This window comes from Nostoc sp. NMS9 (assembly GCF_017114995.1).
In the GTDB taxonomy this organism is placed as follows: domain Bacteria; phylum Cyanobacteriota; class Cyanobacteriia; order Cyanobacteriales; family Nostocaceae; genus Nostoc.
The window spans coordinates 1-15,144 of the sequence record NZ_JABXKL010000006.1 but is presented as its reverse complement, the minus strand read 5'-3'; the positions used below and the strand labels follow the sequence as shown (position 1 = coordinate 15,144).

General features: G+C 40.9%; 12 protein-coding genes and 3 pseudogenes. 9 read left to right on the top strand and 6 right to left on the bottom strand.

Annotation, left to right across the window (positions count from 1 at the left end):
- Positions 1–55: 55 nt before the first annotated feature.
- From HWQ40_RS03380 to HWQ40_RS03370, 3 genes and pseudogenes are all read left to right on the top strand, one after another.
- Positions 56–445 (top strand): annotated as a pseudogene (locus HWQ40_RS03380) (cytochrome b/b6 domain-containing protein); the annotation flags it as partial.
- Positions 446–752: 307 nt separating this feature from the next.
- Positions 753–2,186, top strand: a complete 1,434-nt coding sequence (locus HWQ40_RS03375; protein ID WP_292774960.1) for a bifunctional orotidine-5'-phosphate decarboxylase/orotate phosphoribosyltransferase — start codon at positions 753–755, stop codon at positions 2,184–2,186.
- A 299-nt stretch (positions 2,187–2,485) separates the two neighbouring features.
- A complete protein-coding gene (locus HWQ40_RS03370; protein WP_292774959.1) occupies positions 2,486–3,586 on the top strand; it encodes an AI-2E family transporter in 1,101 nt (366 codons plus the stop codon).
- A 244-nt stretch (positions 3,587–3,830) separates the two neighbouring features.
- On the opposite strand, the gene HWQ40_RS03365 is transcribed toward HWQ40_RS03370, so the two are convergent.
- On the bottom strand, positions 3,831–4,985 hold the full coding sequence (locus HWQ40_RS03365; RefSeq protein WP_292774958.1) for a hypothetical protein: 1,155 nt from the start codon (positions 4,983–4,985) through the stop codon (positions 3,831–3,833).
- Positions 4,986–5,203: 218 nt separating this feature from the next.
- Here HWQ40_RS03365 and HWQ40_RS03360 point away from each other — a divergent pair, with 218 nt between their 5' ends.
- Positions 5,204–7,114 (top strand): GTPase family protein, encoded by a 1,911-nt coding sequence (locus tag HWQ40_RS03360; protein ID WP_292774957.1) that lies wholly within the window; start codon positions 5,204–5,206, stop codon positions 7,112–7,114.
- Between the two features lie 324 nt (positions 7,115–7,438).
- Positions 7,439–9,118 (top strand): ATP-binding protein, encoded by a 1,680-nt coding sequence (locus HWQ40_RS03355; RefSeq protein WP_292774956.1) that lies wholly within the window; start codon positions 7,439–7,441, stop codon positions 9,116–9,118.
- 36 nt (positions 9,119–9,154) lie between these two features.
- Here HWQ40_RS03355 and HWQ40_RS03350 read toward each other — a convergent pair.
- The 4 genes and pseudogenes from HWQ40_RS03350 to HWQ40_RS03335 all read right to left on the bottom strand — a co-directional run bounded on the left by HWQ40_RS03350 (position 9,155) and on the right by HWQ40_RS03335 (position 11,641).
- Positions 9,155–9,652 (bottom strand): annotated as a pseudogene (locus tag HWQ40_RS03350) (DUF29 domain-containing protein).
- Between the two features lie 224 nt (positions 9,653–9,876).
- Entirely contained in the window at positions 9,877–10,203 is a 327-nt protein-coding gene (locus tag HWQ40_RS03345) for a helix-turn-helix domain-containing protein (protein WP_292774955.1), read from the bottom strand.
- A gap of 4 nt (positions 10,204–10,207) precedes the next feature.
- The gene (locus HWQ40_RS03340; protein WP_292774962.1) at positions 10,208–10,531 is read right to left on the bottom strand and encodes a type II toxin-antitoxin system RelE/ParE family toxin; all 324 of its coding nucleotides are present in this window, start codon (positions 10,529–10,531) and stop codon (positions 10,208–10,210) included.
- Positions 10,532–11,641, bottom strand: a complete 1,110-nt coding sequence (locus HWQ40_RS03335) for an S-(hydroxymethyl)glutathione dehydrogenase/class III alcohol dehydrogenase (protein WP_292774961.1) — start codon at positions 11,639–11,641, stop codon at positions 10,532–10,534.
- 356 nt (positions 11,642–11,997) lie between these two features.
- Here HWQ40_RS03335 and HWQ40_RS03330 point away from each other — a divergent pair, with 356 nt between their 5' ends.
- Together HWQ40_RS03330 and rimM are read left to right on the top strand one after the other, a co-directional pair.
- Positions 11,998–13,281 carry a valine--pyruvate transaminase gene (locus tag HWQ40_RS03330; RefSeq protein WP_292774954.1) on the top strand — a complete coding sequence of 428 codons (1,284 nt, stop codon included), beginning with the start codon at positions 11,998–12,000 and terminating at the stop codon, positions 13,279–13,281.
- A 100-nt stretch (positions 13,282–13,381) separates the two neighbouring features.
- Positions 13,382–14,032, top strand: coding sequence for a ribosome maturation factor RimM (gene rimM, locus HWQ40_RS03325; RefSeq protein ID WP_292774953.1), 651 nt, complete (start codon positions 13,382–13,384; stop codon positions 14,030–14,032).
- Between the two features lie 179 nt (positions 14,033–14,211).
- Here rimM and HWQ40_RS03320 read toward each other — a convergent pair whose 3' ends face one another.
- Positions 14,212–14,484 carry a hypothetical protein gene (locus tag HWQ40_RS03320; protein ID WP_292774952.1) on the bottom strand — a complete coding sequence of 91 codons (273 nt, stop codon included), beginning with the start codon at positions 14,482–14,484 and terminating at the stop codon, positions 14,212–14,214.
- Positions 14,485–14,555: 71 nt separating this feature from the next.
- Between HWQ40_RS03320 and HWQ40_RS03315 the strand changes: the two genes are divergently transcribed.
- Positions 14,556–14,741, top strand: coding sequence for a hypothetical protein (locus HWQ40_RS03315; RefSeq protein WP_292774951.1), 186 nt, complete (start codon positions 14,556–14,558; stop codon positions 14,739–14,741).
- 200 nt (positions 14,742–14,941) lie between these two features.
- Positions 14,942–15,144 (top strand): annotated as a pseudogene (locus HWQ40_RS03310) (hypothetical protein); the annotation flags it as partial.

Below are 15,144 nucleotides of genomic sequence, written 5' to 3'. Positions count from 1 at the left end.
CAAGCACGGTTTTGAAGACCAACGGGGTTGGTGACAACCTCGTTGAGTTTAATGACACTGGCATTTTGCAGCAATGTGGCTATTTTCGCTGAATCTGTTGTGGTATGGAATTTACATTTTAATTACCCGACGCTGGCGACATCGCTTTGTAGGTGTTAATGACTTCAAAGCATTACAAAAAACTCAAAATTCCCAACGCCTAATTTATGCTTGGCATCGGATTGCTTATACAGCAATTATTCCTATTTTGCTGCTGGCATTATTTACAGGAATAGGAATGTATAAACCTGCTCAATTTCCCTGGATTGTGGATTTATTTGGCGATTGGCAAGCATTGCGAATTGTTCACTTTGCCTCAGTGCCGATGGTTATCTTATTTGTAGTAATTCACTATCAATTAGGGAAAAAAGCTGGAGGTACTCAACTAACAGAATCAATGTTTTAGTAAACAAACTATGGTCATGGAGATATGGCGCTTCTTGCTTGAGTCCAATAAGACCTAACCCCTAGCCCCAACCCTTGTAGCGTTGGGGAGCAAGATTCAAAGCCTCTCTCCTTTTAGGAGAGAGGTTTGGAGAGAGGTCAAAGTGTATTGCTTCCATTCGAGAACCGCTATAGAAAGATCCAGAGAATAATGACCAATGACCAATACTTCGGTTTCTCTACGAGACGCTACGCGTAGCTTGCTTCCCCGCAGGGGTACGCTCAGTACAAGTGCCCAATGACCAATGACTCTTTTTGAAACAAAAAAAATGAACTTTTTTGATAAATTGAATCGTAATATCTTGGAAAACCAAAGCTTACTATTTGCCGGACTTGATCCAAATCCAGAGATGATGCCTGGGCGTTATGAATCTGAAGAACTCATCGCTGGTTTGGAAAAGTGGTTACAATTCATTATTGCGGAAACTTCTGATTTCGTTTGTGCTTATAAACCGACATTTGGCTTTTACGAAGCGTTAGGTATTCCTGGTTTAGAACTGCTGTACAAAACTTTAGCAGCTATTCCAGCCCACATCCCAGTGATTTTAGATGCCAAACACAGTGACTTAAATACTAGTACCATCTTTGCCCAGACTGTGTTTACAAAATGGCAAGTGGATGCAATCACTCTCAGTCCCTATACAGGACAAGATCACGTAGCACCTTTTTTAGTCTATCCTGATAAAGCGGCGTTTATTTTATGCTGTACTTCTAATCCAGGTGCAGAAGCTTTACAGCAGTATCCTACAAACGAATCACCCCTTTATTTACAGGTAGTAAAAGAATCCAAAACCTGGGGAACTCCAGAACAATTGGGTTTGGAAGTGGGAACTACAAATCCTGAAATTTTAGCACTTATTCGAGCAGTTGCACCTGAACGAATTATTATGGCGCGTAGCATCTGGGCGGAGGGTCAAAACTTGAAGCAAATTTTAGAAGCTGGCTTGAATAGTAATGGTGATGGTTTACTGATTCCTATTCCTCAAGATATGTTGGTAAATACACAATTATCAGAGGAAGTCCAGTCTCTACGTGCAGAAATTAATCAAATCAAAACTGAAATTGTTCACGAAAATTCTACTTGTTCTGTGTGGTTTCCTGATGTTTGTTTTCTAAATCAGCACCCCCACCAAGATTTGATTTTACAACTTTATGATATTGACTGCATTATGTTTGGCAGCTTTGTCCAAGCATCAGGAGCGATATTTCCCTATTACATCGACTTACGCAAAATTATTTCCAATCCCCAACTTTTTAATCAAGTTCTTACAGCTTATGAGGATATTTTGAAGAACCTGAATTTTGATAGATTAGCAGGTATTCCTTATGGTTCATTACCTACTGCGACTGGTTTAGCTTTGCGCCTTCATTGTCCGATGATTTTCCCGCGTAAAGAGGTGAAAGCACACGGAACTAGAAGAGTAATTGAGGGTAACTTTCATTCTGGTGAAACAGTTGTAGTGGTTGACGATATTCTCATTAGTGGCAAAAGTGTCATGGAAGGGGCAGGAAAGTTGGAATCAGCTGGATTAAAGGTTAATGATATTGTGGTATTTATCGATCATGAACAGGGGGTGAAAGATAGGTTACAGCAAAATGGTTATCGCAGTCATGCGGTTTTAACTATTTCGGAAATTACTAATACTCTCTATCAAGCAGGGCGAATAAATGAGGAGCAATTTTTAACTTTCGCTGAAAGTTAGTAATTAGAATAATGGGGAGTAGGGAATAGAAAATTGGGAAAAACGTGATTAATCGCGTCTGTACTGAGAGAAAATTTTTATTAGACCTGTTGCAAAAATCCTTGAATCACCCCTCCCCAACCCTCCCCTTGTGAAGGGGAGGGGGCAAGATTTCAAGTTTCCCCCCAATATATCGGGGGGATTAAGGGGGGTATATTCGACTTATGCAAGAGGTCTATTGTCTACTTCCTGTTGAGTGAGCAGATTTGATTATTCGGTTAAATCTAGTAAATAGAATAATTTTCGCTTTGAAATTAATTATGAATTTGTCACTGAATCAACTACTTAGATGGTTAATCTTTACGCTGTTATTTCCTCTAGTATTTCTCAATGGTTGGCTAGCATTTTTGCTGGTTAAAAACTTTCAACCTGTCGTAACAATTCTTGTATTGGCTACCTTGCTTGCATTCGTTTTAAACTATCCTGTTTCGATTCTCCAACAGCGGAGAGTTAAACGCAGCTATGCAGTAGCATTAGTTTTTATATTAGCATTGGTAATTGTTGTAGCTCTAGGTATCACTTTAGTGCCCATTGTTTTAGAGCAATTTAATGAGATGGTTAAAGTCTTTCCCCAATGGATTGATTCTAGCGAAGAAAAACTTCAGATTGTCAATGATTGGTTTTTTAAACATAAATTAAATGTGAATCTAAGTCAGCTATTAGCACAAATTACTGACCAATTACCTAATGAATTAGAGTTTATTTCAGATAAACTTTTAAGTATTATCATAGATACAATTGATAGTATTTCTGAGGCATTAATCACAGTAGTGCTAACTTTTTACTTATTGTTAGATGGCCCAAGAATTTGGGAGGCAATATTTAAGAAACTACCTGGAAATCTTGCCCAGCAGGTAAGCCAGTCTATTCAGCAAAACTTCCAAAATTACTTAATTGGCCAGGGAACTTTGGCTTTGCTGATGGGTGTTTCAATAACATTATTGTTTTTAGGTTTTCAAGTCCCGTTTGGTTTACTCTTTGGTTTGGGAGTTGGGCTTTTGAGCTTAATTCCCTTTGGTGATGTCGTCAGTCTGGTTTTAATAACTTTAATAATAGCGTCACATGACTTTTGGCTAGCAGCTAAGGTTTTTGCGGTAGCTGTTGTCATTGATCAGTTAATCGATCAGGCGATCGCACCACGTTTATTAGGTAAAATTACTGGCATTAGACCAATATGGGTATTAGTTGCTTTGCTTGTAGGAACCAATGTTGGCGGAGTCTTGGGTTTACTAGTTGCAGTACCTGTAGCTGGTTTTATCAAAGATGTAGCAGATGGTTTTTCTAAATCTGTTAATTCTGATAACGTGGGTGAGGGTGAAGCAGCATCAGAATTGTTGGTAGAAAAATCAATATCGCAATGAGTTGTGGATAAAAATTGCCAATTACTAGTATTTTAGGTTTTATGGCAAGCGATCGCTTTCTTTATTCTTGCTTGCGATCGCTGAATGTATCGAAGACAATTACCTAATTACCCAATCTAAATATTGTTTAAATAGGAATGCGATTATTTCTTTATTCTATGTAAAGGTGACTTGAGGCGAGATAATTCACTTTCGACTGAGTTTTGACAGACTATACAAGTTTAATATAACCTCTTTTTAAGGATTATTTATCTGTTAATATTTTGGCGTATGATTTTTCACTATCTCGATTATCCCATGATGCCTTAATATGATCTGCTAAGGCGGGAATATCTTGTTCTAAACTTGACCTCCATAGCCTTGGATTATAGTCGTAAACCCTGAGCATGTGATCTACATCAAATATTGATTTTGTACCTAATGCTCTAATCAGTGCAATAGGTTTATCTAAAGCCATCCTCCGACCAAGCTCAAACAAAACATTGGGATTATGTTCAGTTAAATCTACAATCACCAGATCAGCCTTACTCAAGTCATTTATAATTGTTGATTGAATTACATCACTTCCTTTCTTTTTTGCAGTTTCAGCTTTAAAACCTGCTTGTATTGCAGCAGGAGTAATTAATTGAGTTAATACTTCATCAAAGAAACTTTCGGGATATTCTGCGGTCTTTTCTGAAAATGGCATTGCCACAAATGCTACTAAAGTAGTTTTTTCTTCCGGCTCTCCAAGTATAAAGGCATCAGCAGAGTGTTCTTTGTTCGTTGATATTTCTACCCTTTCTACCCTTGAAGATTTATTTTGTGTAGTTTCCTCCAACTTTGACAGAAAATTTAAATTAGCTTGGTATACTTTATAAAAGTCATCATGAAACTCTTCATCAATGTTAAATTCAGTTATTAAAGTATTTTTAAGATATGTAATTTGTGGAAGTGTTCGTCCATCATAGTATTCATGTACTGTTTTAAATAATGGAATCCTAAAAAATGCTTGCCTGTAGCCATTTATTTCTTCTTCTGCCGATCTTGCATACACAATACTTTTCCCTATAGACGCAAGTGCAATTTTTTGAGTACTGCTAGTACCCTCAGTAAAACCATAATCACGAGATGAAGCTGTCAAGTAATAAAAATTATTACCTTTGCCCATTTCTAAAGCTTTTACAATATCATCAGGACTCCAAGCATTACCACCATTAAACTGTCTTATTACTTGAGGAATTTTTATAGCATCCTCTAATAGATAAGTAGGGAATGGTCGTTTTGGTTTAGAATTTTTTCTTCTTCTCTTTTCGGCAGAATTTTGTTGTTCTTCCGATTCTTCTTGTTCTTCTTGGTCTATCTCTTTCGGATTTTCATCTAAAATTCCTAGTTGTCGGTGCATATCTTCACGTTCCATGAAAACTCCCCTTTAAGTAATTTTTGACAAAAATGTATAAGACAATGCAATAAAAGGCAATAGTAATTTATACACAGTCATAACATCAGTTTCCTAAAAGTGTGAACACAAAATTAGAAAATTCAACAGATACCATCATCGGTAGTCAATTAGTTTTGCAAACTTTCTTTCATAGTTACTATTTGTATAAGAAGGGTTATTAAAGCAGGTATGGGGCAATGGTGCGATTAAAACCGTGGCAGTGGGTCGTCTTAGCAATTCCGATCGCGTTTATCATCATTTTCTTACTGGTGTCAGCCGGTTCACAAATTCATGCGTGGGGCATTAATTGGATTTGGGGTGTATTCACCGTTTTATTCGTTGGTTGGCGTTGGCTGCTAGTCAAATGGACTCAACCAGCTGTTAACCAAGTAGAAGCTGTATTAACTCAAGTCCGTGAAGAACTGGAATCGACAGCAGAGGATACAGTAGCGCGACCTGTGGGAAGTGACACCACAAAGCTTGCAGAAGCCGCCCTTCAAGAAATTCTCCAAGCAGCACAAAGCGATCGCCCGATTTGGGAAGACTGGCAAACTTTTTGGACGCGATGTCAGGATTTAGTGGTAGCGATCGCTCATATCTACAATCCTCAAATTCAATATCCCCTGCTAAACATCTACGTCCCCCAAGCTTACGGGCTGATTCGCGGAACGGTGGATGATATGGATCAGTGGATGCAAAAGTTATCCCCTATCCTGAATCAGGTAACGGTTGGACAAGCATACCAAGGATACGAGGTTTACCGGAAGTTGGAACCATCGGCTCGGAAATTCTGGAAAGCTTGGAACTGGGCACAATGGATCTTAAATCCGGTGGCGGCGGTGGCAAAACAAGCCAGTCAGGGTTTCAGTAACCAAGCAACTCAGCAATTATTGGGGAATTTGAGCCAGTTATTCCGGGAAGCTGCCCTGAGAAACTTATGCCGACAAGCGATCGCTCTCTACGGACGTAGCACATTACCAGTTTCAGCAACCGTAGTTTCCCCACCAACTTTACCCAAGGCAAAAACCCAAACACTCCGAGGAATCCTGACTCAAGCTCAACCAGCCGAGGCGGTTGAGCAAAAACCCGTGAATATTCTGCTGGTGGGGCGCACGGGATCGGGAAAAAGTAGCTTGATTAACACGCTATTTCAGGCGGATCTCGCAGCCGTTGATGTTTTACCCAGTACCGATCGCATTCAGAATTATCAATGGCAGACTGAAAGTGGGGAAACCCTAACGCTTTTGGATACACCTGGTTACGAACAAGTCAACCGTGCCGAGCTGCGAAATCTGGTGCTTGATTATGCCATTAATTCAGATTTGCTGCTGTTAGCTACTCCTGCCCTCGATCCTGCCCTGCAAATGGATGTGGACTTTTTGCAAGACATCAAAGCAGAAGTTGCAGATTTACCCGCGATCGCGATCGTTACTCAGGTAGATCGGCTGCGTCCCATCCGCGAATGGCAACCGCCTTATGATTGGGAATGGGGCGATCGCCCAAAAGAAAGTGCGATTCGAGAAGCCACTGAGTATCGCGCCAAATTACTAGGAAACTTTTGTAATCTAGTTTTACCCGTGGTTACAGGTGATAGCAAAACGGGTCGAGTTGCCTGGGGAGTAGAGGCGCTATCGTTGGGATTAGTAAATGCGATCGCACCTACCAAGCAACTCCGTCTCGCCCGCTTTTTGCGTAACCTAGAAGTCCGCATCGTCGCCGCCGCCAAAATCATCGACTACTACACCTTCCAAATGACGACAACACAAGGATTAACGGCATTGCTCAAAAGTCCCGTTCTCCAGTTTGTTTCTACGCTCTCAACCGGATCTCCAGCCCTAGCATATATGCTGGCGGAGCAAATTCCCGTGGAACAGTTGCCGATTGTGATTGGCAAACTTCAAATGGGATATGAGCTTTTCTCGCTCTTGAACCCCAACTCGCTCAACTTTGAATTGCTATCCCTTTGGCCGCTACTGCTGGAAAACTCCGCTTCACCCGATCGCAACGCCTGGGCATTTGGTCATGCCTTAGTAGAGTACTGGACTCAGAATCTAACGGTTAAACAACTTGGGCAGCGATTTGAGTATTATTTAGCGATCGCCAAATAGTTTGCCTGCGATCGGCAATGTCTACAAAGGATTGTGACGGATCTTCGATTCTCTTGCAAATACTACGCCTAAATAACGAGTTTAAGCTGCTACGTAACCCCAGTAGATTAAACACCAGAAGTTGCATTAGTAAATAAAAGTAAATTGCGAATATTTACTTAGCATTTTTGAAGAATTTCATCCTATATAAGGAAAAGCAAAAATGCAGGAACAGATTGTACTCTTAAGATCAAAGTTAAGATTACGATTGAGAGTAGGTGTCTGCTGAACCTACCCGCTTTACCTGAGTTTTTATACAGACATCCCTTTTGTTCGGAGTTCTTTATGAAAAATACATTAGACATCTCCATTTCTCAAAAACAGAATTCAGATCAGAGCTATAGTATTTCGTCTTACAACAGGCTGCTTTCGGTCGTGAAGGATTTGGCTTCTGTGCGGACTATTGAGGAAATTATTGAGATTGTGCGTTTGGCTGCTCGCGATCTCACAAATGCTGATGGAGTAACTTTTGTATTGCGGGATGGTGAATCTTGCCACTATGTCGATGAAAATGCCATTGGCCCACTTTGGAAAGGTATGCGTTTTTCGCTCAAGTCTTGCATCTCCGGTTGGGCAATGCTCAATAAAAAAGCAGCCGTGATTGAGGACATTTACCAGGATGCACGAATTCCTATTGACGCATACAAGGTGACTTTTGTCAAAAGTTTAGTGATGGTTCCGATTCTGGTTTCCGATCCACTGGGTGCGATTGGAGCCTACTGGAGTACACACCACCTAGCCACGCCCCAAGAGATCGGAATGCTAGAGATTTTGACTGACACTACAGCAGTTGCGATCGCAAACGTCCAACTTTTCCAGAAACTGACAAACCAAAACGCCCTGAAAGACAAATTTATTGCCATGCTGGCTCACGAACTGAGGAATCCCGTTGCCCCCATCTCCAACGGCGTTCAGCTACTGAAGTTGAAGCTAGGCGAGACTGGCGCAGTTGGGGAAACAGTTTTAATGATGCAACACCAGATTAAGCACCTCTCGAAATTGATCGATGAGTTACTTGACGTATCGTCCATCACTTATGGGAAGATTTCATTAAACCTTGAGAAGGTTAATCTGGTGGAATTAGTTCGCCAAAGTCTCAATGACCATGCACAAGCAATAAAGAGATGGAATCTTAACATAGTACAAGACCTACCAAACACGTCCGTGTGGGCTTATGTTGACTCCACTCGCTTCTTCCAAATCTTTGGGAACCTTCTTGATAACGCCTTAAAGTTTTCCAAACCAGATGGAACGATCTGGGTGGATTTCTCAGTTATTCCAGGTGAGAATGGCTCAGGTAGTCTAGCGGTCTTATCTGTAAGAGACTTAGGCATCGGGATAGACCCGACAATATTACCAGAACTTTTCGAGCCGTTTACCCAGGCCGATCGCAGTTTAGATCGTTCGAGAGGCGGGCTAGGTTTGGGACTTTCAGTAGTCAAAAGTCTTGTGGAACTTCATGGTGGTAATGTTGAAGCGTCAAGTAGAGGGATCAATTTGGGAGCAGAATTCAAAGTCACTCTCCCTGTATGCGAAGAGATTACAGCTTGGCATAACGACCCGGAGATTATAGAAGCGGCTAAAAAATCGTTGAAGATTTTAGTCATCGAAGATAACGAGGATTCAGCCATATCATTACAAGCAGTACTTGAGCATTTTGGGCATGAAGTTTCCATTGCCAATAATGGAATTTTAGGGGTAGAAACTGCAAAGAAGCTTGAGCCTCATGTGATTATTTGTGACATCGGACTTCCCGAAATGGATGGATTCGCCGTTGCACAGGAACTGAGTAAAGACTCCAAATTTACTCGCTCAATTATGATTGCGCTCACCGGCTACGGTAGCCAAGAGGATCGGCAGCTTGCGCTTCAGGCTGGTTTCAAATGCCACTTGACCAAGCCTGTAGACTTTGAAATACTTACGGCAGAAATTGATCGATACTTTGATGAGGTATTATCAAGTTGACAAATTTTACTACTTGTGAATTTTGATTGAGGAGTGTCAATCCATTAAATCATCTGTGGTAGGCTTACCCGGATAAAAGCGATCGCTCAGAATTTCCTCAAAAGTATATAAACATTGCTGGGGAAAAGTTGAGAGTGGCAGATTTGTTTCTCCTGATGCCAAATCCCTACCGTTGTCATAAGATTCCTGAAGTGCTTCTTCAAGGTAAGGTTTCAGACTAGGATTTTCGCTTAACAACTTCAGAATTTCCCGTCGTTGTACTCTAATTGTCGCTAACCAACTACGACTTCGTTGCTTTGGTTGATATTCCCATTTGAGCAAATTCCCAATTAATATATTAAGACTATTTCTCAATTCTTGGCGTTACTTTCTTCCCAAAGATTCAATTTCCTCAATTAAATTGGGCAGGTCAAGCTTGTTCCATTGGTGATGACGTAAAAGGTTCGCCTGTTGTTGAGTCCAACTGTAGAAGTCATTTTCGTAGAGGTTTGACATCAGGTTTAACGCAGGTTGTCCGGTTTGTGGTATCTGCATAGTGGGTTCAAAACCTGGTGAACTTTCCCTAATTATAGTAAAGGATCATAGATGTGCATTGGTGTCAAACTTTTCTGGTTTCTCCTTCCCAGACTTTGGGTGGAAATGCCGATTGTGGGGGCTAACGATGCAAAGCTAAATTATTGCTAACTTTTAAAGATACCCCTTTAGAATCAACTAAAGAGGTATCTTAAGATTTGCTGTCACGAGTTTTTATCTATTACTTAGCAAACAACAGTTGTCCGAGCTTGCTTGCGGTCTTCAGGTTTTCGTTTGATGACAATCTCTAGATCATTATCTAAATCATTCAAAAATTGAAATAATCTATCAATTGAAAAGCCTGAAAGTCTACCTCTCACCAATGCTGAAATTTTTGGTTGATCAATTCCTAAAAATTCAGCACCTTGGACTTGTGTTAATTTACGGAAAGTGATTGCTTCACTGATTTTGCGTGCTAGTTCAGCTTTCACTAATCTTTCTTCAGAATTAGCTAAACCTAAGTCAGCAAATACATTTCCACTGCTAGTATAAACGCTATTTTCTTTAGTCACTTATTTACTCCTTTTCTTTAGCAGCTTGTTCCGAATAGTCTTCCTGGGCGGCTTTTAACCTCTTTTTTACTAAATCTATATCTTGTTGTGATGTAGCAATACTATGTTTTGACTTCTTTTGAAACGCGTTTAATAAGTAGACAAACCCCGCAAATTTTACAGTGTACACTGCTCGGTATGTATCTCCATCAAAATCATCTACAACCTCTAAAACCCCGCCTCCTTTAAAACCGCGCAGGGGTTTTGCATCGGGATGCTTACCCCCATGTTGTGCTACATCAAGGGCGTAACCCATTACGTCTTGTACGTCTTCAGGGAACTCCTTCAGCTAAAAAGTCACCACACTGCGAATTGATTCTCCTTTGTGCATCAATTCAAAAGCTTCATTAATTTGCTCAATAGGCATCACATGGGTAATTAAATCATCAATATTTATCTTACCTTCCATATACCAATCTACAATTTTTGGCACATCTGTACGCCCTCTAGCACCACCGAATGCTGAACCTTTCCAAACGCGCCCAGTTACTAGTTGAAAAGGACGAGTACTGATTTCTTGTCCAGCACCAGCAACACCAATAATCACACTCACACCCCAACCTTTATGGCAACATTCTAATGCTTGACGCATCAATTTAACATTACCAATACATTCAAAGCTGTAATCAGCACCGCCTTTTGTTAAATCAACCAGATAGGGAACTAAATCACCTTCTACTTCTTGGGGATTCACAAAGTGTGTCATACCAAACTTTTCCGCCAAGGCGCGTTTGTTGGGATTAATATCTACCCCGACAATCATATTGGCCCCTACCATCCGCGCCCCTTGGATGACATTTAAGCCTATACCACCCAAACCAAAAACCACAACATTTGCCCCAGGTTCCACCTTGGCAGTATTGATGACTGCACCAATACCAGTAGTGACACCGCAGCCAATGTAACAAACCTTATCAAAGGGGGCGTCTTCACGAATTTTTGCCAAAGCGATTTCTGGCAGCACCGTATAGTTAGCAAAAGTGGATGTACCCATATAATGATGAATCATCTGCCCATCGAGACTAAAGCGACTAGTGCCATCGGGCATAACACCGCGTCCTTGAGTTAGGCGAATGGCTTGACAGAGATTAGTTTTGAAACTCAAACAATATTCGCACTGGCGACATTCGGGAGTGTAGAGGGGAATCACATGATCCCCTGGTTTGAGACTGGTGACACCAGCGCCTACTTCCACTACCACACCAGCACCTTCATGTCCCAAAATCGCTGGAAACAAACCTTCGGGATCGTCACCAGATAGGGTAAAGGCGTCGGTATGACAAACCCCGCTGGCTTTCACCTCAACTAACACTTCGCCAGCTTGCGGCCCCGATAGTTGAACGGTTTCAATCGTCAACGGCTTACCTGCGCTGTAAGCTAATGCTGCTTTAACTTGCAATTTCAGCACTCCTGTATAGTTTTGTCATTTGTCATTTGTCATTGGGCATTGGGCATTGGGATTAGGGGAGAGGTGACAGGTGATAGGTGATAATCTGTACCCTATTCTCTATTCTCTTCTTCACTCCTCGGTTGCCTCATAGGCATTGAACGCATGATAAACTTTTGTATTACTTCATCGTATTTACTAAGCACGATCGCCGCTATAAGGATAAATATTACTTTGTTAAAATACCATTCTCTAGCTAGATTGGTTAAAGGCGGTAACTGCTGTTTTGACAACGATGTAAACTGGATGTCAGCAGCAACCCCCAAATAATTTGTCCACCTCTCAATTAATATATTTTGTTAAAGCTTATGAACCCTGCCCTAACTCAAATTGGCGCTCAAATGTCCAACCTGACTGGCGTCAGAGCAATCATGAAGGATATTATCGAAACATTACGAGCGGGTGCAGGGAAGCAGTTTATTAATTTGAGTGCTGGTAATCCGTTGATTTTGCCAGAAGTAGAGCAATTATGGCGGGATTGTACTGCACAACTTCTTGCTAGTCCAGAATATGGTGAGGTAGTTTGCCGTTACGGTTCAAGTCAGGGCTATGCACCATTTGTTGAAGCGATCGCCAACGACTTCAACAAACGCTACGGGTTAAACTTAAGCGATCGCAATATCCTCATCACCCCCGGTAGTCAAACCCTCTATTTCTACGCTGCCAATACCTTCGGTGGCTACACTCCCAGTGGCGAGTTAAAACAAATCGTTTTACCCCTCAGCCCTGACTACACAGGTTATGGTGGTATCTGCTTAGTTCCAAAAGCCTTAACTGCCTACAAACCAACTCTCGATATTGATGCAGCTGCCCACCGATTTAAATATCGTCCCGACTTCAGCAAACTTACAATTACAGAAAATACGGGTTGTGTCCTCTTCTCTCGCCCCTGTAATCCTACTGGTAACGTCCTCACGGATGATGAGGTGAAAAAGATTGCTGCCCTAGCTGCACCTTACAATCTACCCGTGTTAATTGACTCGGCTTATGCGCCTCCGTTCCCAGCATTAAATTTTACCGAAATGACACCAGTGTTTAGTGATAACATTCTCCACTGCATGAGTTTATCGAAAGCCGGATTACCAGGAGAAAGAATTGGTATTGCCATTGGGGATGAAAAGTGGATTGAAGTGCTGGAGTGTTTCCAGGCAAATATGAGTCTCCATTCTTCACGTTACGGCCAAGCGATCGCAGCTTTTGCAATCAATTCTGGTGCTTTAGTGGAAATTTCTCACACTGTTATCCGTCCCTTTTACCAAAATAAATTTACCGTTTTAGAAACCAGTCTAGAACAAGCGATGCCCAAGGATTTACCTTGGTTCCTCCATCGCGGTGAAGGGGCAATTTTTGCGTGGTTATGGTTACAAGATTTACCCATAAGTGATTGGGAATTTTATCAGCAAGTTAAGCAAGTAGGTGTGATTATTGTCCCAGGAAGTAGCTTCTTCCCCGGTTTAGAGGAAGAGTGGGACCACAAGCACCAATGCTTCCGCATCAGCCTCACCGGCAGCGATGAGGAGATTGTCACTGCTATGCAAGGTTTAGCAAAAGTGGCTGAAGAAGCTTATAAGCGTGCGGCTGTGAATGCCTGATTAGGGAAAGTTAGGAGTTAGGAGTTAGGAGTTAGGAGTTAGGAGTTAAGAGTTAGGAGTTAAGAGTTATAAGAATTTTTTCTCCAATGCCCAATGCCCAATGCCCAATACCCAATGCCCAATGACAAATGACAAATCAGATAATTGGTTAGAAATTGGTAAGATTGTTTCCCCTCAAGGATTGTCTGGAGAATTGAAGGTTTATCCTGTATCTGACTTTCCCGAAAGATTTGAGGTGCCAGGAAAACGTTGGTTGTTGCGTTTAGATGGCACAGAACCACAACCAATTGAATTATTAACAGGACGTTATATCAGTAACAAAAACTTGTATGTAATCAAATTAGCTGGTGTGAAAAATTGCGATCAGGCGGAAGCTTTGCGCGGTTGTAAGTTAATGGTGCCAGCAAGCGATCGCCCCCAATTAGGCAAAGATGAATATCATGTCCTCGATTTGATTGGCTTAGAAGTTTTCATGCAAGCATCTGGCGAACTCGTGGGTACGGTGGTAGATATCATCCCCGCTGGCAATGATTTGTTAGAAGTCAAGTTGGATGAATCATTTACTACTGACAAAGGACAAATGACAAATGACAAAGGACAAATGACAAATGACAAAGGACAAATGACAAATGACAAAAAGCAAAAGACTGTTTTAATTCCATTTGTGGAAGCGATCGCTCCAGTGGTAGACTTGGAATCTGGTCGCATTGAAATTACACCACCGCCTGGCTTATTGGAAATTAATAATTAGGTTATTAATTTATCTGCCTCTAGCTAGTTTCGCTGTACTAGATACTTTAAGGAAAAATAAAGCTTAAAGCATGAGAAAATTAGGCGGTTGAACGCAAGAGTCAGTGGTGCTTTATTATCAAATTGTTGTTATTGCTTAACTATAGCTTCACAGCATTTTATTTTTGTGTGAGCAACAAACTAATCTTGAGTTATTTTTGATGCGATCAAAATTGAATGCTGATCCTGCATTGAAATATTAAGCTTGGTTGCTAGTTTTTGACGATCTCTAAATCCTATATCGTGCATATAACAGTGGCGCAAAATAATCTGTTTCAATAAGCGATCGCAAACAGGATTTTTGGAGAATTCAGAGTGCAATTTATCAATCTTATGACTATCTAATTTTTTTTCAAACTGTAATTCAATGATTTCTTGAATCAAGCAGAATGAAGGCTTATAAACCTCATCCATCTTGAGAACTGGAGTTTTTCAAGAAGATATATTACTTTAAAGAAGTGGGTGTAGCTGAGAACGAAACAGGGATGCTCAAAGTAGAATGCGATCGTTGGAATCAAAGTAGCTCAATATTCAGGGAAGAAGCGTTAAAAGCAAATCATGCTCGTACCGGCGAGCGTTTAATGGCACTGTACGAGATATGTAAAGGAAAAAGTGCGACAAAGGTAGGCACAGACACAGGGCGCTGTTCGCCTTCCACCAAAAATATTTAGCATCTCTGTATAGAGATGCGGGACAATCTCATCTATTAAAAACTGTTCCCAATATTTCAGACGTTCATGATTTGATAAATCTAAATCTACTCCCTGAAGGGGCGACACGCACCTCATATTCCAAGTGCTGCAAAGGTTTGACCGAATTATGGTAAAAAAAGATAGGTCAATCATTGTCAAGAAGACCAATAAGCTTGAAAATGTTACCTCCGTTGTATCAAACTAGCTTAGAAAATCAACTCTCAGAGTCCGAGTTGTTGTTTTTAAACTTGCTGATTAATGTCCTACAAGATATTAAAGAAGTCAGTCTAGAAAAAAAAGCATTAGCTATTTTTTCTAGACTGACTTCTTTACCTGTACCAATATTATTTGAAAGCAGACGCAAGAAAGTTCAAAGATTCTT

Coding starts and splice junctions, on each gene's coding strand:
- HWQ40_RS03330 (WP_292774954.1), top strand. CDS start 11,998: ATGAACCCTGCCCTAACTCAAATTGGCGCTCAAATGTCCAACCTGACT.
- HWQ40_RS03355 (WP_292774956.1), top strand. CDS start 7,439: ATGAAAAATACATTAGACATCTCCATTTCTCAAAAACAGAATTCAGAT.
- HWQ40_RS03370 (WP_292774959.1), top strand. CDS start 2,486: ATGAATTTGTCACTGAATCAACTACTTAGATGGTTAATCTTTACGCTG.
- HWQ40_RS03375 (WP_292774960.1), top strand. CDS start 753: ATGAACTTTTTTGATAAATTGAATCGTAATATCTTGGAAAACCAAAGC.
- HWQ40_RS03365 (WP_292774958.1), bottom strand. CDS start 4,985: ATGGAACGTGAAGATATGCACCGACAACTAGGAATTTTAGATGAAAAT.
- rimM (WP_292774953.1), top strand. CDS start 13,382: ATGCCCAATACCCAATGCCCAATGACAAATGACAAATCAGATAATTGG.
- HWQ40_RS03320 (WP_292774952.1), bottom strand. CDS start 14,484: ATGGATGAGGTTTATAAGCCTTCATTCTGCTTGATTCAAGAAATCATT.
- HWQ40_RS03315 (WP_292774951.1), top strand. CDS start 14,556: ATGCTCAAAGTAGAATGCGATCGTTGGAATCAAAGTAGCTCAATATTC.
- HWQ40_RS03360 (WP_292774957.1), top strand. CDS start 5,204: ATGGTGCGATTAAAACCGTGGCAGTGGGTCGTCTTAGCAATTCCGATC.